The sequence below is a fragment of the Streptomyces sp. MS191 genome, from assembly GCF_008042125.1.
Classification (GTDB): domain Bacteria; phylum Actinomycetota; class Actinomycetes; order Streptomycetales; family Streptomycetaceae; genus Streptomyces.
Map to the genome: position 1 here is coordinate 39,206 of NZ_RDBI01000058.1, position 18,590 is coordinate 57,795.

Annotated in this window: 17 protein-coding genes; 16 read left to right on the forward strand and 1 reads right to left on the reverse strand. The window is 74.6% G+C overall.

All coding sequences use genetic code 11. The features are described from left to right. Positions 1-117: 117 nt before the first annotated feature. Genes EAO71_RS26125 through EAO71_RS26155 form a run of 7 tightly spaced genes read left to right on the forward strand, consistent with a single transcriptional unit; the run spans position 118 to position 6,573 of the window. The gene (locus EAO71_RS26125; RefSeq protein ID WP_187282831.1) at positions 118-900 is read left to right on the forward strand and encodes a 2OG-Fe dioxygenase family protein; all 783 of its coding nucleotides are present in this window, start codon (positions 118-120) and stop codon (positions 898-900) included. Positions 901-908: 8 nt separating this feature from the next. Next, entirely contained in the window at positions 909-2,039 is a 1,131-nt protein-coding gene (locus EAO71_RS26130) for a M20/M25/M40 family metallo-hydrolase (protein ID WP_147980274.1), read from the forward strand. Then, positions 2,036-2,908, forward strand: a complete 873-nt coding sequence (lysX, locus tag EAO71_RS26135) for a lysine biosynthesis protein LysX (RefSeq protein ID WP_222723585.1) — start codon at positions 2,036-2,038, stop codon at positions 2,906-2,908. The genes EAO71_RS26130 and lysX overlap by 4 nt, the downstream gene beginning before the upstream one ends. Next, the gene (locus tag EAO71_RS26140; RefSeq protein WP_147980275.1) at positions 2,905-3,300 is read left to right on the forward strand and encodes a hypothetical protein; all 396 of its coding nucleotides are present in this window, start codon (positions 2,905-2,907) and stop codon (positions 3,298-3,300) included. Before lysX ends, EAO71_RS26140 begins: the two co-directional genes overlap by 4 nt. Further along, entirely contained in the window at positions 3,297-4,649 is a 1,353-nt protein-coding gene (locus tag EAO71_RS26145; RefSeq protein ID WP_147980276.1) for a DegT/DnrJ/EryC1/StrS family aminotransferase, read from the forward strand. The genes EAO71_RS26140 and EAO71_RS26145 overlap by 4 nt, the downstream gene beginning before the upstream one ends. Beyond that, complete coding sequence (locus EAO71_RS26150; RefSeq protein WP_261992363.1) at positions 4,646-5,575, forward strand: transketolase; 930 nt, start codon at positions 4,646-4,648, stop codon at positions 5,573-5,575. The genes EAO71_RS26145 and EAO71_RS26150 overlap by 4 nt, the downstream gene beginning before the upstream one ends. Beyond that, entirely contained in the window at positions 5,572-6,573 is a 1,002-nt protein-coding gene (locus EAO71_RS26155; RefSeq protein WP_147980277.1) for a transketolase family protein, read from the forward strand. The genes EAO71_RS26150 and EAO71_RS26155 overlap by 4 nt, the downstream gene beginning before the upstream one ends. 40 nt (positions 6,574-6,613) lie before the next feature. Here EAO71_RS26155 and EAO71_RS38270 read toward each other — a convergent pair whose 3' ends face one another. Beyond that, positions 6,614-7,471, reverse strand: coding sequence for a GNAT family N-acetyltransferase (locus tag EAO71_RS38270; protein WP_222723586.1), 858 nt, complete (start codon positions 7,469-7,471; stop codon positions 6,614-6,616). Between the two features lie 21 nt (positions 7,472-7,492). Here EAO71_RS38270 and EAO71_RS38275 point away from each other — a divergent pair, with 21 nt between their 5' ends. The 9 genes from EAO71_RS38275 to EAO71_RS26200 form a co-directional block, all read left to right on the forward strand. After that, the gene (locus EAO71_RS38275) at positions 7,493-8,086 is read left to right on the forward strand and encodes a hypothetical protein (protein ID WP_222723587.1); all 594 of its coding nucleotides are present in this window, start codon (positions 7,493-7,495) and stop codon (positions 8,084-8,086) included. Beyond that, complete coding sequence (locus EAO71_RS26165; RefSeq protein WP_147980278.1) at positions 8,076-9,092, forward strand: BtrH N-terminal domain-containing protein; 1,017 nt, start codon at positions 8,076-8,078, stop codon at positions 9,090-9,092. The genes EAO71_RS38275 and EAO71_RS26165 overlap by 11 nt, the downstream gene beginning before the upstream one ends. Positions 9,093-9,248: 156 nt before the next feature. Beyond that, on the forward strand, positions 9,249-9,419 hold the full coding sequence (lysW, locus tag EAO71_RS26170; protein ID WP_147980279.1) for a lysine biosynthesis protein LysW: 171 nt from the start codon (positions 9,249-9,251) through the stop codon (positions 9,417-9,419). Between the two features lie 3 nt (positions 9,420-9,422). Next, entirely contained in the window at positions 9,423-10,448 is a 1,026-nt protein-coding gene (gene argC, locus EAO71_RS26175; RefSeq protein WP_147980280.1) for an N-acetyl-gamma-glutamyl-phosphate reductase, read from the forward strand. 88 nt (positions 10,449-10,536) lie between these two features. After that, positions 10,537-11,409 carry a [LysW]-aminoadipate kinase gene (locus EAO71_RS26180; RefSeq protein WP_147980281.1) on the forward strand — a complete coding sequence of 291 codons (873 nt, stop codon included), beginning with the start codon at positions 10,537-10,539 and terminating at the stop codon, positions 11,407-11,409. Between the two features lie 2 nt (positions 11,410-11,411). Further along, positions 11,412-14,813, forward strand: coding sequence for a non-ribosomal peptide synthetase (locus EAO71_RS26185; protein ID WP_187282832.1), 3,402 nt, complete (start codon positions 11,412-11,414; stop codon positions 14,811-14,813). Next, positions 14,810-16,039: an acyl-CoA dehydrogenase family protein gene (locus EAO71_RS26190; RefSeq protein ID WP_147980283.1), complete on the forward strand. Its 1,230-nt coding sequence runs from the start codon at positions 14,810-14,812 to the stop codon at positions 16,037-16,039. The genes EAO71_RS26185 and EAO71_RS26190 overlap by 4 nt, the downstream gene beginning before the upstream one ends. Continuing rightward, entirely contained in the window at positions 16,036-17,121 is a 1,086-nt protein-coding gene (locus tag EAO71_RS26195) for an acyl-CoA dehydrogenase family protein (protein ID WP_147980284.1), read from the forward strand. The genes EAO71_RS26190 and EAO71_RS26195 overlap by 4 nt, the downstream gene beginning before the upstream one ends. Before the next feature lie 20 nt (positions 17,122-17,141). Continuing rightward, on the forward strand, positions 17,142-18,590 hold a 1,449-nt coding region (locus EAO71_RS26200; RefSeq protein WP_147980300.1), incomplete at its 3' end, for a M20/M25/M40 family metallo-hydrolase.

Sequence of the window (18,590 nt, forward strand, 5' to 3'; positions counted from 1 at the left end):
CGGGCCGCCGGCGGTGGAGTCGGGGGAAATCCGGACTCGGCCGCGCTGCCGCCCGCTGACAGCGTGAGCGCCCGTCAAACGCATCACGTGTGAGGGGCGATCGTGACAACTACGGGAGTGACCGCGACAGCGACCGGCGTACGGCCCGGTCCACCGGTCGACGAGTACGCCGCCGCGTACGGCGTGGGCCGGTACGCCGCGCGGACGGCCCGGGAGGGCTTCGTCGCGCTGCGGCGCGACGCGGTCCGGCCGCTGCTGTCGGACAGCGCGCTGGCGGAGTTCCAGGGCGCCTGGGAGGACCTGGAGCTCGACGCGTGCATTCCTGGCGGCAAGCTGTTCCGCCGGCGCCGCTACGGCCGGATCCGGGTGGACGTCGCGCCCGGCGGTGCCGGCGCGGAGACCACGGTGTCGTTCGCGCCGCTGCCGCACACCGCGTTCCGCCAGGACGTGATCCGCATGTGGCGGGGCGAGGAGCGGGTGTTCGCGCCGATCGCGCCCGAGGTGCTGCTGCACGAGGGCATGCGGGCCCTGGTCGGTCTGGACGCCCGGATCGCGACCGCCGTCTCCGGTGTCACCGCCTGGGAGGTCGGCGTCCACCTCGTACGGATCCTGGCCGAGCCGGGCGGCGAGGGCGAGCCCACGCCGGAGGGCCGGCACCGCGACGGCCACTGCTTCGTCGGCATGCACCTGCTGCGCAGGGAGCGCTGCGGCGGCGGCCTGTCCACCGTCCACCCGGAGGGCGGCGACCCGGTGCGCCTCACCCTGCTGGACCCGCTGGACTCGATGTTCGTCGACGACGCGCGGGTGACGCACGAGGTGTCGCCGATCAGCCCGCTGGGCGGCACCGGCGTCCGCGACATGCTGCTCGTGGACCTCAACCCGGCCCCGGCCGGGGAGTGACGCCGGCGATGGACCGCACAGCGGAGATCGGCCTGCTGCGGGCACTCGTGGACATCCCGTCCGTCTCGGGCACCGAGCGGGAGATCGGCGCGTACCTCGCCGGCTTCATGACGCGGCTCGGCTTCGACACCCGGATCGACGAGGCCGGCAACGTGCACGGCAGCACCGGCGCCGCGACCGGCCCCGAGCTGCTGCTGCTGGGCCACATGGACACGGTGCCGGGCGAGGTGCCCGTCCGCGTGTCGGGCGACGTCCTGTACGGGCGGGGCGCGGTGGACGCGAAGGGACCGCTCGCGGCCATGGTGTGCGCGGCGGCCCGGCTGGCGCACCGCACGGACGCCCGGATCACCGTCGTCGGGGCGGTCGACGAAGAGCGGGCTTCGGCCGGTGCCCGGCACCTGGCCGGCACGCTCCGCCCGGACGCCGTGGTGATCGGTGAACCGAGCGGGGCGCACTGCGTCGGCATCGGCTACAAGGGCGTCTTCCGCTTCCGGATGACGGCCGAGCAGCCGGCCGCCCACACCAGCTCGCCGGAGCCCACGGCCGCCGAACTGGTCGCCGACCTCTGGTTCGCGGTCCGCGAGTGGCTGGCCCTGCGCTACGGTCCGGACGTCCCGGCCGGGGCCCCGTCCGGCCGCGCCTCCGTCCCCCTCTTCGACCAGGCGCTGCCCTCGGTCGTCGGCATGGGGGGCGACCTCACCCGGGCCTGGATCGAGGTGTCCTGCCGGGTGCCGGTGCACTTCGACGCGGCCGCGTTCCGCGCGTTCCTGCAGGAGCGGTCGGCGGGCCGGCCGGTCACGGTGATCGAGCAGGTGCCCGCCGTACGCGCGGCACGCACCGACCCCGTCGTCCGCGCCCTGTCCGCGGCGATCCGGGAGACCGGCGCCCGGCCGGTCCCCAAGCTGAAGCTGGGCACCGCGGACTGGAACGTGGTGGGCCCGGTCTGGGGGGTGCCGACGGCCGCGTACGGCCCCGGTGACTCCCGCCTCTGCCACACCGAGAACGAGCACATCGCTCTGCCGGAATACCTGACCGCCGTCGACGTCCTGACCGCGGCGCTGCCGCGGCTCGCGGCCGCGACGGCGCCCGTCGGCACCGCACCCGGTGCCCTCACTGGAATGGGAGGCGGCACGCCGTGACCACAGTCCGACGACCGCTGGCAGTTCTGACCTCGCGGGTCCGTGTGGAGGAGCGCCTGCTCCTCCAGGAGCTGCGCAGGCGTGACATCGAGTTCGAACAGCTCGACACCCGCCGTCTGACGTTCTCGCTGGACGGACCCGGCCGGCTCCCCTACCGGGGTGCGCTCAGCCGGGAGATCTCGCACACCCGCAACGCCTACGCCAGCCGGCTGCTGGAACACGCCGGGGTCCCGGTGCTGAACAGCTCCCGGATCATCAACCTCTGCGGCGACAAGCTGCTGACCACGCTGGCGCTGCGCGAGGGCGGGCTGCCCACCCCGCGGGCGATGGTCGGCCTGGTGCCGGACGCGGCGCTCGACGAGCTCGACGGCTTCGGCTACCCGGCCGTGGTCAAGCCGCTCACCGGCTCCTGGGGCCGGATGGGGGCCCGGCTGCACGACCACGAGACCGCCGAGGCGATCTTCGAGCACCGCGCCGCGCTGCCGGGCCCGCAGCACCAGATCACGTACGTGCAGGAGTACATCGACAAGCCGGGCCGGGACATCAAGGCGTACGTCCTCGGCGGCGAGGTGGTCGGCGCGATCTACAAGATCTCCGACCACTGGCGCACCAACACCGCGCTGGGCGGCCGCACCGAGGTCTGCCCCCTCACCGACGACCTGGTCAAGCTGCTCACCGCGACGGCGGAGGCGATCGGCGAGGGCGTCCTCGGCGTCGACGTGATCGAGCACCGGGACGGCCGCATGGTCGTCAACGAGGTCAACCACACGCCCGAGTTCCACGGAGCGATCGAGGTCCTGGGCACCGATCTCGTCGGCGCCTACGTCGACTACGTGCTCAAGCGGCTCGCCGTCTGGGACGCCGAGTGAGCACGGACGGGCGCACGAGCGGGGGCCCGGCCGGGGCGCGGACCGCGGACGGCCGGCACGCCCCGGTGCCGCTGGCCGGGCCGCGGGCCCTCGACGGCGGACGGCTGGAGCTGCCGGCCGGCCGGTACGACTGGCTGCACGCGCGGTTCCGCGCCGACGAGGCCGCGACCGTGACGTGGTGGCTGCACTACGCCACCGGCGCGGACCCGGAGACCCTGCACGTGCCGGCCGGGGAGTCGGTGGCGGTACGGGTCCCGGTGGCCCGGCGGGCCGAGCTGCGGGCCGTGGGACTGCCCGAGCACCCGGCGCTCACGCTGCTCGCGGTGACCGCGATACGTCCTCCGGCGACCAGCCGGACCACGCACGAGGCGGACGAGTTGGTGACGACATGACGAAGCTGGCGATGTTCGGCGGGGCGAGGACGCTGCGCCGGCAGGACATGACCAAGGAGCTCACCGGCTGGCCGGTGATCACCGAGGAGGAGCACGCCGCGGTCCGCGGCGTGCTCGAGGGCGGGCTGTTCACCTCCAACGACGCGGGCCGGGGGGAGGTCTCCGCGCTCCAGCGGGACTGGGCCGAGTACACCGGCGTCCGGCACTGCGCCGCCGTGTCCAACGGCACTGCGGCCCTGGAGCTGGCGCTGGCCGCACTGGACCTGGAACCCGGCTCGGAGGTGCTGGTCCCGGCGCTCACGTTCATCGGCACCGCCGTCCCGGTCGTCCAGCGGCTGCTGGTCCCGGTCTTCGTGGACGTCGACCCGGTCACTTTCACCATGGACCCGGAGCGGGCGGCGGCCGCGATCACGCCCCGGACGAAGGCCATCGTCGTGGTCCATCTCCACGGCCTGCCGGCCGACATGACGGCGCTGCGTACGCTGGCGGACCGGCACGGGCTGCGGCTGATCGAGGACGCCGCCCAGGCGCAGGGCGCGCACTACCAGGGCCGCCGGGCGGGTTCGATCGGCGACATCAACGCGACCAGCCTCAACGTGGTGAAGAACCTCCCCACCTGCGGCGAGGGCGGACTGATCACCACCGACGACGACGAGCTGTACGAACGGGTCGTGCTGCGCCGCCAGTTCGGCGAGGACCTGCGGGCCGGCAAGGACCGCGACTACATCTCGCGGATGCTGGCGGGCAACGAGAAGCTGAGCGCCGTCCAGGCCGCCTTCACCCGGCGGCAGCTGGCCCGGCTCGACGAGTACCACCTGCTGCGCGCCAAGAACGTGACGGGCTTCCTGGACCGGATCGGCGGGCTCCCGGGCGTCGTCGCCCCGTACTGCCCGCCGGACCGCACGCACGCCTGGCACATCCTGCGGCTGCGGTTCTCGGCCGCCGCCCTGGGCCACCCGGAGATCTCCGACGGCGCGCTGCGGGCCGTGGTCCAGCGGGCGCTGCGGGCCGAGGGCGTGCCCGTGCAGCCGTACCAGGTCGTGCCGCTGCCCGGCCAGCGGGCGTTCCAGCGGCTGACCGGCCTCGGCGGGTACCCCTGGCGGATCCCGGGGGTGGAGCGTCCGGACCACCGCATCGAGAACTTCCCGGTGTCGCTCGCCGTGATCGACGACTCGCTGACGCTGCAGCGCGTCCACCTCAACCCGGCGGCGGGCCCGGTGCTCGACCGCTGCGCCGAGGCCTTCGAGAAGGTCTGGGCGCGGATCGACGACCTGCTGCCCCTGGCCCGAGCGGCGGAGCACCGGCCTCCGTGGCACGCGGCGATGAACGCCCCCGAGGAGACCCCGTGACCACCGCACTCGACACCGCACCCGCCACGGCGGCCCCGGACGTGACGGGCCCCGTCGACGGCGCGGCGCGTGAGGCCGCCGTGCCCCCCGGTGCCGCCGGACCGGCGGGCCTCGCCGACCTCGCCGACCTCGCCCACGAGGTGCGGGAACTGGTCCTGCGCATGGGGACGAGCCCGCACGGCACCCACGTCGGCGGCAGCCTGTCCTCCGCCGACATCCTGACCGTGCTCTACCACCGGGTGCTGCGGCTGCGGCCGGAGGACCCGGCGTGGGCCGAGCGCGACTGGTTCGTCCTCAGCAAGGGGCACGCGAGCGCCGCCCTGTACGCCGTGCTGGCGCAGCGCGGCTTCATCGACCGCGCGGAACTCGACACGTACAGCAGACCGGGCAGCCGACTGGCCGGCCACCCGCTGCGCCGGCTGCCCGGGGTGGAGTTCCCCACCGGGTCGCTGGGGCACGGGCTGTCCCTGGCGTCGGGTGTGGCGCTCGCCCTGCGCCGCACCGGACGGGCCGGCCGCGCGTTCGCGCTGCTGGGCGACGGCGAGCTGCAGGAGGGTTCGGTGTGGGAGGCGGCGATGACCGCCGGCCACTACGGCCTGGACAACCTGGTGGCGGTCGTGGACCGCAACGGGCTCCAGATCACCGGCTCCACCGAGGACTGCGTCGGCCTCGAACCGCTCGGGGAGCGCTGGCGCTCCTTCGGCTGGGCGACCGTCGAGGTGGACGGGCACGATCTCGCGGCTCTGGACGAGGTGTTCGCCTCGCTGCCGCACACGCCGGGGCGCCCGACGGCCGTCCTCGCGCGGACGGTGAAGGGGCGGGGCGTGCCGCTCTTCGAGGGCAAGAAGAAGTCCCACTCGGTGCAGCTCAGCCCCCGGCTGTTCCAGCGCGCCATGACCGGTCTGAACGCGAGGAGAGCACGATGACGACCCCGACGATCGAGGCGGCGCCTCCCGGCACGGTGCCGGAGCCGGACTGGCAGGAGCGGTACGGGGTCGCCTCCCGCGACGTGTACCGGCGGACGCTCGTGGAGCTGGCCCGGGAGGACCCGCGCGTCTTCTGCGTCGACTCCGACATGGGCGGCCTGGAGACGCTGTTCGGCGAGGAACTGCCCGCGCAGTACGTGAACGTGGGCATCGCCGAGGCCAACCTGATGGGTGTCTCCGCGGGCATGGCGGCCACCGGGCTCCTCCCCTACGCCCACACGATCTCCGGCTTCGCCGCGACACGCGCCTGCGAGCAGCTGAAGGTGGACGTCGCGGGCAACGACCTGCCGGTACGGGTGGTGGTGACCCACGCCGGCCTGTCGGCGGGCCACTACGGTCCCACGCACCACGCGGTGGACGACCTGGCGATCGTGCGGACCCTGCCGAACATGACGGTGGTGGTGCCGGCGGACGCGGTCGAGACCGAGTACGCGGTGCGCGCCACCGCCGATCTGCCGGGGCCGCTGTTCCTGCGCCTGGGCCGGGCGGCGACGCCGCTGGTCCACCACGAGCCGTACGAGTTCCGGCTCGGCGAGGCCCGGCTGCTGCGGGCGGGCGACGACGTCACGCTGGTGGCGACGGGCCCGTACCCGGTCTCGATGGCGCTGGAGGCGCACGAGGCGCTGGCCGGGATGGGGATCTCGGCGCGTGTGCTCAACATGCACACCATCAAGCCGCTGGACCGGGACGCGGTGCTGCGGGCGGCGCGGGAGACGGCCGGCATCGTGACGGTCGAGGACCACCTCGTCGCGGGCGGTCTGGGCGCGGCGGTGGCCGAGGTCGTCACCGAGGAGGCACCCTGCCGCGTGCACCGGATCGGCGTCCCCGACCGCTTCTTCGACCATGTGGCGGACGAGCGCGAGCTGCTGGTCGAGGCGGGTGTGAGTCCGGAGCGGATCATCCGGGCCGCGGCCTCGCTGGTCCGGCCCGCCGGATGACACGGCCGCTCCGGCCGGGGGCGGCGGACCGCCCGGCGGGTCAGCCCCGGGCGGCGGGGCCGCGCCACCAGGCGAGCAGCCCGCCGTGCACCAGCCGGGGCTGGACGAAGGCGGGGACGAGCGCGGCCGGCCGGCCGAAGAACTGCGACCCGTCGTCGTCCACGCGGTCGGCGGCGCGCACCGACTCGCGCTCCAGGAGGGCGCGTTCGGGCTCCGTGGCGGCGGGCAGGCAGTCGACGCCGAGGAGCCCGTCGGCCCCGGCCTCGGGCATGCCGGTCCCGGTCACGCGCCGGGTACCGCCCGGCACGGACCACCAGGTCGCCACCCAGCCGGTGACGTCGCGGTCGTACGCCCCGGCGAACGCGTCGGCGCCGGAGCGGCGTTCGACCGGCTCGCGCGGATCGCGCACCATGTGGACCTCGGAGAGCGGCTTGTCCGGTGCCCCGAAGTGGCGGACCGTGCGGAACCCGACCCGCGCGTAGAACGCGGGATTCCCGCGCTCCACGACCGCGTCGAGCACCACCCGGGCCGCGCCCGCGGTCACGGCGGCGTCCTCGAGCCGGGCCAGGAGGCGGCGTCCGAGCCCTCCGTGCCGCACCCAGGGGGCCACGGCGAGCCGCCGGACCTCCCAGTCGCCGTCGGCCCGGATCGTCGCCCGGACGCTGCCGGCGACGTCGCCGTCGACGGTCGCCACCCACAGCGGCCGACCCGCCGCGAGATCGTCCCGCACGTCCCGGGCGGTCTCCCGCGCCCCGTCGGCCACCGGCAGTCCCGGGACCAGGTCCCCGACCTCGTAGGCCGCGGAGGTCACCGCGGCCACCTGCTCGGCGAGCGGTCCGGAAAGGGATTCGACGTATCGGATTTCGACGGCTTCGGCCGCCGTTTCAGTGGTGAACACAGCCGCAACATACTGGATGTGATGAGATTGGGAAACACCGTCATCGACCTTTCCGCGCACTACGACAACCGCGGAATACAGCCGCCGGACGAGCCCGGTGAATTCGGGTTCAATATCTGGCGCAATACTTTTCCGGCGGAGGAACTTCCGGAGCCGGGATCGCTCGTCGAGGTGGCGGGCACGGCCTTCGTGTTCCCGCCCCGGCCCACCGCCGGGGGCGACAACATCCGCTGCCGCGGCCAGCTGGTCGAGCTCCCGGACGGGGCGGCCGGCGGCCGCTACGACTGGATCGGCCTCGTCGGGGCCGCCGAGCGGCGCACCGAGGACGAGGTCGAACTGCACTACCGCGACGGCTCGGTGAGCCGGGCGTGGCTGCGCATGTCCGACTTCTGGCCCCAGACCGCGGCCTACTTCGACGAGCCCCTGGCCTTCCGCACGGCGAGCATGCGGTACCCGCGCCACACCCACCGCCATCACGCGCCCGCGCTCTGGCAGCAGCGGATCGCGGTGGTCCGCCCCGAGCCGCTGGCCGCGGTCCGGCTTCCGGACAACCCCGCCATGCACGTCTTCGCGATGACCGCCGTAGTGGACGAGGAGAGCCGCCTTGCGCGTTGAACTGGCACCGGTCGGATACTGGCGGCACGAGCTGTCGCACTGCCTGCACACCACCGCCGGGGTCCTGCTGGGGTTCCACGGCCTCGACCCGGTCCACGTCCTGGGCGCGGGCTGGGGCTTCGACTACCGGCCCGGGGACGTCCGCAGCGAGGAGTACTACCTGCCGGGCGCCGCCGAGGACCTCTTCGGCGGGCTCGCCCCGCACCACCGGATCCACTCCCGCTGGCACACCCCCGCAGACGCGGAGGAGGGCCGGCGGCAGGTCCTGGCGGCGCTGGTGGCCGGTACCCCGGTCGCGGTGGCGGCGGACAACTTCCACCTGCCCTTCCGGCCCGCCTACCGCGACGTCCACACCAACCACCTGATGGTGCTCTACGGCTTCGACGACACCACCGGGGACGTGTTCGTGGCCGACCCGGTGCCACCGGCCTTCCAGGGCACCATCCCGCTGGCCGCGCTGACCGCGGCCCGGGACTCGGGCAATCCGGTGGTGCACGACCGGGACATGTTCTTCACCGCGAACCCGATCGGCAACCGCTGGCTGGAGATCGAGGTCGACGAGGACCAGCCCGTCTTCGACCCGCCGTTCGTGCGCGGGGTCGTCACCGCGAACCTGGCGGGCTTCCGCGCGCCGGACACCGCCGGGGCCACCGGGGGCCTCGCGGGGCTGCGCCGCTTCCTCACGGACGCCTTCGACCGGCTGCCGGCCGACCCGGCGGTCGGCGACGAGGTCTTCGTGGTGGTCGGCCCCGTCCTCGCGGTGACCGGGCTGCACGCCGAGTTCCTGCGTGACGCGGGCCGCCGCTTCGGCGACACCCGCCTGCTCGAACTGGCCCGCGAGGTCGACCGGGTGGCGCACCACTGGTCCGCCCTGCGGATCGCGGTGGCCACGGCGGGGCCCGAGCGGGCCTCCTCGGTGCCCGGTCTGCTGCGCCGGACGGCGGCCCTCCTCGACGCGTACGACCACGTCCTCGACGGCCTGGAGCGCTGGTCCCGGACCGCGTAGGGGTTATCCCCGACTGCCTCGCACCGTGGTGTGAGGAGAGGCTCGAACCCGGCGCGGAAAACGAATGCGCCGACCGCACGAAAAGCCCCGGGTGCGGCCCGGGGTCCCGGACGACCACACCGATCCGTTCACCCGTCCCACCGGAAAGGAATTCCCTTGCTCAAGGAAGCGTGCCCCGAATGCGCGGGCGATGTCACCGTGGCCCCCGAGATCGAGCTGAACGAGATCGTGGAATGCGCGGAATGCATGGCCGAGCTCGAGGTCGTCTCGCGCGACCCGTTCATCATGGCCATGGCTCCCGAGGCCGAAGAGGACTGGGGGGAGTAGGAAGTGATCCGCGCCGGAATCGTCGGAGGAGCCGGATACATCGGGGGCGAACTGCTCCGGATGCTGACCGGCCACCCCGAGGTCGAGGTCGTGGCCACCACGTCGACCCGCCTGGCCGGCAGGCGGGTCGACGGCAGCCACCCCAACCTGCGGGGCCGTACCGACCTCAGCTACGTGGCCCCCTCCCAACTCCCCGACTGCGACGTGCTGTTCTTCACGTCCTCCAGCCTGGACGACCTGGCGGGACGGGCCGAGCTGGCCGCCCGTGCCAAGATCGTCTATGACCTGAGTGCCGATCTGCGGCTCAAGGACCCCGCTCTCTACCGCAAGCACTACGGCCGGGAGCACCCCGCGCCGGAGCTGCTTCCCGAGGCGGTCACCGGGCTTCCCGAGACCCATCGCGAGCAGCTGCGCACCGCCGACCTGGTGAGTGTGCCCGGCTGCATGGCCACGGCCTCCATCCTGGCCCTGCGCCCCCTGGCGGCCGAGGGACTGATCGAGTCCACCGTCACCGTCGACGGCCGGGTCGGCTCCAGCGGCTCCGGGGCGTCGGCGGGCGAGATGAACCTGCACTCCGAACGCAGCGGCGTCCTGCGGGTGTTCGCTCCGCTCAACCACCGGCACCAGGCCGAGATCAGCCAGGCGACGGGGCTCGACGCCCTGATGACGGCGACCGGGGTGGACGCGGTCCGCGGCGTGCAGGCGGTCTGCCGGGCCACGGCCCGGCCCGGCGTCACCGAGGCGCAGATCCGGTCGGCGTACCGCGCCCACTACGCGGACGAGCCGTTCGTCCGGGTCGTCGCGCAGAAGCGGGGCAACTACCGCTTCCCCGAGCCCAAGATCCTGCTCGGCTCGAACCACTGCGACGTCGGCTTCGCGTACGACCCCGCCTCGGGCCAGCTCCTCACGATCGGGGCGCTGGACAACCTGGTCAAGGGCGGTGCCGGCAACGCGGTCCAGAGCCTGAACATCCGGATGGGCTGGGACGAGCGGGCCGGGCTCGACTTCACGGGCCTGCACCCGCTCTGAGCCCCGCACGTCGTCCTCTCACGTCGTCCCCTCCCCTCGTCCCGGCTCCATCGGGCCGATCCGATCCGCTTCCGAGAGGCAGCAAGAGATGAATCACCCCGTCACCGTGGTCAAGTGCGGCGGCAGCCCGGAGATCGACCGGGAGGCGATGTGCGCCGACATCGCCGCGCTCGCCGCCGGCGGCCACCGGGTGGTGCTGGTGCACGGCGGCGCCGCCGAGGTCGACCGGCTGGCGGACCGGCTCGGCGTCCCGCAGCGCCGGCTCACCACCCCGAGCGGCTCGTCGAGCCGCTACACCGACCCGGCGACGCTGGAGGTGCTGCAGCTGGCGCTGGCCGGGAAGGTGAAGCCGGCCCTGGTCGCCGCCCTCGGCCGGGGCGGCGCCCGCGCGGTCGGGCTGACCGGCCTCGACGGCCGCACGGTCACCGCCCGGCGCACCGCCGCGCACCGGGCGGTCCTGGACGGCCGGAAGGTCATGATCCGCGACGACCACAACGGGCGGATCAGCCGCATCGACCCGGCCCTGCTGCGACTGCTGCTGGACGACGGGATCGTCCCGGTCCTGTCGCCCCCGGCACTCGCGGAGGACGGGGCGGCGGTCAACGTGGACGCCGACCGGACCGCCGCCGCCGTGGCGGTGGCGCTCGGGGCTGCCCGGCTGGTCCTCCTCACCGGGGCGCCGGGCGTGCTGGCCGACCACCGGGACGAGTCCTCGCTGCTCCCCGGCTACGAGGTCCCGGCGGAGGGACCGGTCGGGGACGCGGCCGTCGGCGGCATGAAGGCCAAGCTCCAGGCCGCCCGGGACGCCCTGCTCGGGGGCGTGGCCGAGGTCCTGGTGGCGGACGGGCGCACCGGCCGCCCGGTCTCCGCGGCGATCGAGGGTGCCGGAACCACCGTGCGGACGACCGCCGCACGGGACACGGGCGGCGCGGCGCCGCTGACCACGGTGGGGAGCCGATGACGATGCGGGACACCACGAACACGGACACCTCCGCGTCGCCGCGGGCGGCGGGTACCGACGGTCCCGCGGACCTGTCGGCCGCGCACGGCACGACGGCACCGGCCGCGCCCGCGGGCGGAACCGGCGGCGCCCGGAGCCTCGCCGAGACGCGCAAGGCACTGCTCGCGCTGCGCGAGCGCCAGCGCGACACGGCCAAGGCCACCACGGACACCATCACGCCCGCCACCCGGGACCGCGCCCTGCCCCTCTCCTTCACCCAGCAGCGGCTGTGGTTCCTCAACCAGTGGTCGCAGGGACAGCCGGTCTACAACGCCCCCTCGGTGCTGCGGCTGCGCGCCCCGCTGGACCTGGCCGCCTTCCGCCGGGCCCTCACGGCCCTGTTCGCCCGGCACGAGATCCTGCGCACCCGCTACCCCGAACAGAACGGCGTGGCCTACCAGCACGTCGACCCGGCTCCGGCCGAGGTCCCCCTGGCGGTCCTCGACCTCACCGGCGCCGCGGACCCCGAGCAGGCCGTGCGCGAGCACGTCCTGACCGAGGTCCGGCACTCCTTCGACCTCGCCGCCGAGCACGCGCTGCGCGCCTCGCTGGCCCGGCTCGGTCCCGAGGAGCACATCCTCGTCCTGGCCATGCACCACATCGCCACGGACGGCTGGTCCACCGACATCCTCACCCACGAACTGGTCGAGCTGTACCGGGCGGAGAGCGCCGGACGGGCTCCCCTGCTGGCCGACCTCCCCGTCCAGTACGCGGACTTCGCCGTGTGGCAGCGCGGCCGGCTGACCGGAGACGTGCTGGACCGCCAGCTCGCCTACTGGCGGGAGCGGCTGACCGGCCTGCCGACCCTGGACTTCCCCGCGGACCGGCCGCGGCCCGCCGAGCCCACCCGGGCCGGCGCCACGCGGGTGGAGCTGCTGCCGCCGGACCTCCTGTCGGACCTGCACCGGCTCGCCCTGAACGAGCGGGCCACGCTGCTGACCGTGGTGCTCGCCGCGTTCAACGGGCTGATGTCCCGCTACACCGGCCAGGACGACATCGTCCTCGGCTCGGTCTTCTCCGGCCGCACCCGCCCCGAGATCGAGCAGCTCATCGGCTTCTTCTCCAACACCCTGGTGCTGCGCACCTCGACGGCCGGGGACCCCACCTTCCGCGAGCTCCTCGCCCGCACCGGCGAGACGGTGATGGGCGCCCACTTCCACCAGGACCTGCCGTTCGGGATGCTCGTGGACGAGCTGGCGCCCGAGCGCGACCCCAGTCGCAATCCGCTCTTCCAGACCTGCTTCACCCTGCAGCACGCCGCGGCCGGCGAGGCCCGGGTGGGCGAGCTGTCCGCCGAGCCGTACCCGGTGGACCCCGGCACGGCCCGGTTCGACCTCGCCGTGCAGCTGACCGAGGTGCCGGGCCAGGGCCTTCGGCTCTGGGCCGAGTACTCCACGGAGCTCTTCGACGCGGACCGCATCGAGCGGCTCTTCGGCCACTACGCGCGGATCCTGCGCGCGGTGGCCGCCGATCCCGGCCTGCGGCTGAGCGAACTGCCCCTGCTGACCGGCGCGGAGCGCCGGCGGCTCCTGTCCGACTGGAACGACACGGGCCGGGAGTTCGGCACCGAGGACCTGTGCCTGCACCAGCTCTTCGAGTCCGCCGCCGACGCCCGCCCGGACGCGGTCGCCCTGACCTACGAGGGCGAGCGCGTCGGCTACCGGGAGCTCGACGAGCGGGCCAACCGGCTCGCCCACGCGCTGCGGGAGACCGGTGTGGGACCGGAGTCCGTGGTCGGCGTGCTGGCCGCGCGCGGTCCCGCCCTGCCCACCGCCTTCCTGGCCGTGCACAAGGCCGGCGGCGCCTACCTGCCGCTCGACCCCGACCATCCGGCGGCCCGCCGGGAGCTGCTGCTGGCGGAGGCCGGCGCGACCGTCGTGGTCACCACGGCGGAGCTCGCCGCGACCCTCCCCGACGCGGTCACCGCCGTCCTCGTCGACGATCCGGCGCTGGGCTCCCGGCCGGCGGACCGGCTGCCCGCCGCGGCGGGTCCGGAGAACCTCGCCTACGTCATCTTCACCTCCGGTTCGACCGGCCGCCCCAAGGGCGTGCAGGTGGAGCACCGCTCGATCGTCAACTTCGCGCGGGCCATCACCGAGCTGTTCCGGATGGGGCCGGACGACCGGGTCCTGCAGTTCGCCAACCCTTCGTACGACGTCAGCCTCTTCGACTTCTTCTCGGCGCTGACGAGTGGGGCGACCCTGGTCCAGGCGCCGCGCACGACGCTGCTCGACCCGGACCTGCTGACCGGGCTGCTGCGCGCCGAGCGGGTGACGGTCGCCGACCTCCCGCCGGCCGTGCTCGGCGCGCTCGACCCGGATCGGCTGCCCGACCTGCGCACCCTGTTCGTGGGTCTGGAGGCGTTCCCCGGGGAGCTGGTCAACCGCTGGAACACCGGGAGCCGCGAGTTCCACAACGGCTACGGCCCCACCGAGGCCACCGTCGCCTGCGTGGACTACCGGTGCGAGAAGACCGAGCACACGGCGATGCCGCCGATCGGTCTGCCCCTGGCCAACTACCAGGCCCACGTGGTCGACCGCTTCGGCGCCCTGGTACCCGTCGGGGTGCCCGGCGAGCTGCTCGTCGGCGGGGTCGGGGTGGCCCGCGGCTACCTCGGCGACCCCGAGGAGACCGAGCGGAAGTTCGTCCCCGATCCGTTCGGGGCGCCGGGTGGGCGGCTGTACCGCACCGGAGACCTGGTCTCCCGCCGGGCGGACGGCCGTCTGGACTTCCTCGGGAGGGTCGACCAGCAGATCAAGGTCCGCGGACTGCGCATCGAGCCGGGCGAGATCGAGCAGGCCGTCACCGCGGAGGCCGAGGTCGCCGAGGCCGTGGTCGTCGCGCACGGCGAGGGCGCCGACGCCCGGCTCGTCGCCTACGTCACCGCCGTGCCCGGCGCGGAACCCGACATCGAGTCGCTGCGCCGGCGGCTGGGCGCCCGCCTCCCCGCGCATCTGGTGCCGGCCGTCTTCGTCCCGCTGGCGGAGCTGCCGCGGGCCGCCAGCGGCAAGCTGGACCGCAAGCGGCTCCCCGAGCCGGACGCGGCCGCGCCCGTGGCCGCCTTCGAGGCGCCCACCACGGCGACGCAGCTGGCGCTCGCCGGGATCTGGACGGACATCCTCGGCCGCGACGGCTTCAGCGTGCACGACAGCTTCTTCGGCGTCGGCGGCAACTCCCTGAAGATCACCCAGTTCGGTGCCCGCGTCCGGGACCGGTTCGGGGTCGAGCTGGAGCTGCGGGACCTGTTCGTCAACAGCACGCTGGGGCAGCTCGCGGACCTGATCGAGCGGCGCGAGCTGGAGTCCGTCGACGAGGCCGAGCTGCTGGCCCTGCTGGAGCTCGCGGAACAGGACGACGCCCGATGAGCGCCCCGGTGGTCCCGACCCGTACCCCCGCTCCGGCCGGCGCGCTGCCGGACGCCGGCGCCCCCGCGGGCACCCTCGCCGGGCTGTCGGCCGGCGAGGCCGCGTTCCGCGCCCAGGTCCGCGAGCTGCTCGCCGACGACTCCGTCCGGCGCCTGGCCGAGGAGATCGCCGCGTACCCCCCGGGGGTCGAGGCCGCCCATCTGGACGTCCGCCGACGCCTCGGGGAACGCGGCTGGCTCGCCCCGAACTGGCCTTCGGAGTACGGCGGTTCGGGTCTGGGCGCCGCCGAGGCGGCGATCGTCACCGAGGAGATGACCCGCGCCGGGATCCCGGACGACGTGCATGTCCTGAGCATCGACATCGTCGGCCGGTTCCTCCTCGAGGTGGGCACCGAGGAGCAGAAGAAGCGTCACCTGCCGCCGCTGGCCGCCGGAGAGGAGATCGCGACCGTCCTGTTCACCGAACCGGAGGCCGGGTCCGACCTGTCCGGGCTGCGGACCACGGCCCGCCCGGACGGCGACGGCTGGCGACTGTACGGCAGCAAGATCTACAACATGAAGTCGCTGTACGGCGAGGTGGCGCTGTGCGCCGCGCGCACGACCGACTCGCCCGTCGCGATGCACGGGATCACGCTGTTCCTGCTGCCCCTGCGCTCCCCGGGCGTCCACGTCGAGCCCGTCCCCGCGATGTGCAACGACCGGTTCAACCTGGTCGTGATGGACGGCGTACGGCTGACCGGGGCGGACGTCGTCGGCGAGGTCGACGACGGCTGGCGCCTGATGACCGAGCTGCTCCAGCTGGAGCGCACCGGGATCGACTTCCACGCCAAGGCACGCCGGCTGCTCGATCTCGTGATCGAGCGCGCCGCGGCCGGCGGACGGCTCGACGACCCCGCCTACGCGCTGCCGATCGCCGCGCTGGACGCCCGGCTCAACGCCGGGCACGCGATGGCCTGGGAGCAGGTCCGCCGGCTCGGCGCCGGCCGTCCCGACCCGGTCTCCTCGGCGATGGCGAAGTGGTACGTCTCCGAGCAGATCCGGCCCGTCCTGGAGACCGGCCTGGAGGTCGGCGGCCTCGACGGCGTCCTCACCGCGTGGGACGGCGGCGCGCCCGACGGCGGCCTGCTGGAGGCGGGGATCCGCCTCGGCCCCTCGCACCGGCTGGCCTCCGGGACCTCGGAGGTCATGCTCTACCTGATCGCCACCAACGGGCTGGGGTTGCTGTGACGACGACCGCGCTGCAGGAGCTGTACACCGACGACCTGGCCCCGGTACTGCGCCGGCTCGGCGAGCGCCCTCGCGGCGCGGGCGCCGACGCGCCTCCGGACGAGGAGGACGCCGGGATCCGGGCGGCCGTGTGGGCCACCCTCGCCGAGCTCGGCGCGCTGCGTCTGGACAGGCAGGCCGACCTGGTCGAGGCCGTCGAGCTCATGGGGGCGGCCCTGCACCAGAGTCCGTTCGCCGACACCGTGACGGCGGCCGAACTCCTGACGGCGACCGGGGCGCCGGAGTACCGCCCGGTGCTCGACGCGATCGCCGAGGGCGCCGCGACGGTGGCCCTCGCCGTCCGTGCCGAGGGACGTACCGGGCCGGGCGCCCCCGGGCCGCTCGTGACCGAGGGGGAGGCGGGCGCGCTCACCGTGAGCGGCGGCCGCGTCTTCGTGGCCTTCGCCGCCGACTGCGGCCATCTGGCCGTTCCGGGCACCGTGGACGGCCGTGTCGTGCTCGCGCTGGTGCCGGCCGGCGGTCCGGGCGTACGGCTGCGCCGCCAGGACGACATCGGGCGGGGCGACCTGTACGAGGTGGTCCTCGACCGGGCGGCGGTACTCGGCTCGGTCCACGCCGTCGACGCCGCCTACCCCGCGGTGCTGGCCCGTGCCCGCGTCCGGCAGGCGGCGCTGCTCGCGGGCTCGGCCCGCGGCGCCCTGGAGCTCACCCGGGACCGGCTCCTCTCCCGCCACGTCTTCGGCGAGCCGCTGGCGCGCCATCAGGCGCCCGCGTACCGGCTCGCCGCGCTGGCCGCCGAGATCTCCACCGTCCTCGCCTTCGCCCGCGCGTGCGCGGCCGCCGCCGACCGGGGGGAGGACGTGCGCCGGCACGGTGCCCAGGTCCTCCATCTGGCGGGCGAGCTGGCCCGCCGCACCGCGGCCGAGGCGGTCCACCTGCACGGCGCGTACGGCATGACCGAGGAGTGCGACGCCCAGCTCTTCCACCGCCGCGCCGCCGTCGACGCCCAGTGGCTCGGCACCGGCACGGAGCTGCTGCGGGAGACGGCCGCGCTGCTGACCGCCGCCCACCGGGCCCCCTGACCCCGAAAGGTCCCCTTTCCATGCCGGCCGATCCCGCCGCGTCCCCGTTCCTCGATCCCGTGCCCCTGCTGCGGGACCTGATCCGAATCGACACCACCAATCCGCCCGGCGACGAGAGCGCCCTGATCGCCCACCTCGAACGCCTCCTGGTGGAGGCGGGCGTGACCGACTACAAGGTGGTGGGCCCGAGCCGGGAACGCGCCAACCTCGTGGTCCGCTTCGCCGGCCGTGGCGAGGCCCCTCCCCTGCTGCTGCACGCCCACGCGGACGTCGTCCCGGTGACCGGGCAGCGGTGGACGCATCCGCCGTTCGAGGGGCGCCTCGTCGACGGCGAGGTGTGGGGCCGGGGCGCCATCGACATGAAGGGCGGCCTGGCGATGATGCTGGCGGCCCTGTTCCGGCTGCGGGAGCGGGGCGAGCGGCCGGCCGGTGACGTGATCCTGGCCGTCGTCGCCGACGAGGAGAACGGCAGCACCGCGGGGGCGACGTACCTCGTGGAGAACCATCCCGAACTCTTCGACGGCGTCCGCTACGGCATCGGCGAGGAGGGCGGCGCGGGCATCGAGCTGGCGGGCGTCCGCTTCCACCCCGTCGTCGTCGCCGAGAAGCGTCCCGGCTGGCTGCGGCTCACGCTGCGCGGCCCGGGCGGGCACGGCTCGCGGCTGGCCGCCCCCGGCAATCCGGTGGCCCGGCTCGGCGGGGTGCTCACGGCGCTGAGCGGGGTGCGGCTGCCCCGCCACCGCACCCCGGTCGCGGACCGGATGCTCGCCTCCCTCGCCGGGGCGCTGCCGGACTCGCTCGCCGACGCCGTCGAGCGCCTGCGGACGGACGACGCGGACGACGCGCCGCCCACCGGACTGCCGCTGGACGAGGCCCTCCAACTGGACTCGGTGCTGCGGCACACGGTCAACCCGACCGTGGTGCGCGCCGGGCGGAAGATCAACGTGATCCCGGCGGAGATCACCGTGGACGTCGACGGGCGGATCCTGCCGGGCGCGTTCGAGGTGGCGGACCTGATCGCCGAGATCCGTCCGCTGATCGGCGAGGACGTCGCCGTCGAGCTCCTCCACGAGGACCCCCGGGTGCGCCAGGAGCTGATCGCGGAACCGGAGTTCGGGGCGTTCTACGACCGCCTGGAGTCGATCCTGCGGACGGCGGACCCCGAGGCCGTGCCGCTCCCCATGATGAGCCCCGCCTCCACCGACGCCGGGATCTTCGCCCGGCTCGGCATCCGCTGCTACGGCTGGCTGCCGCTGCGGCTGCCCGCCGGCAGCGACCACCGGCGGCTGCTGCACTGCGCGGACGAGCGGGTACCCGTCGACGCCCTCGAGTTCGGCACCGAGCGCCTCATCGAGCTGCTGCGCAGCCACCCCCTGACCCGGCCCCTGCGGACGAAGGCCCGTGACCCCATGGATTCCGACCTCCTCTCCCCCCGGCGCGCCGCGCTCCTGAAGCGGCTGCGCGAGCAG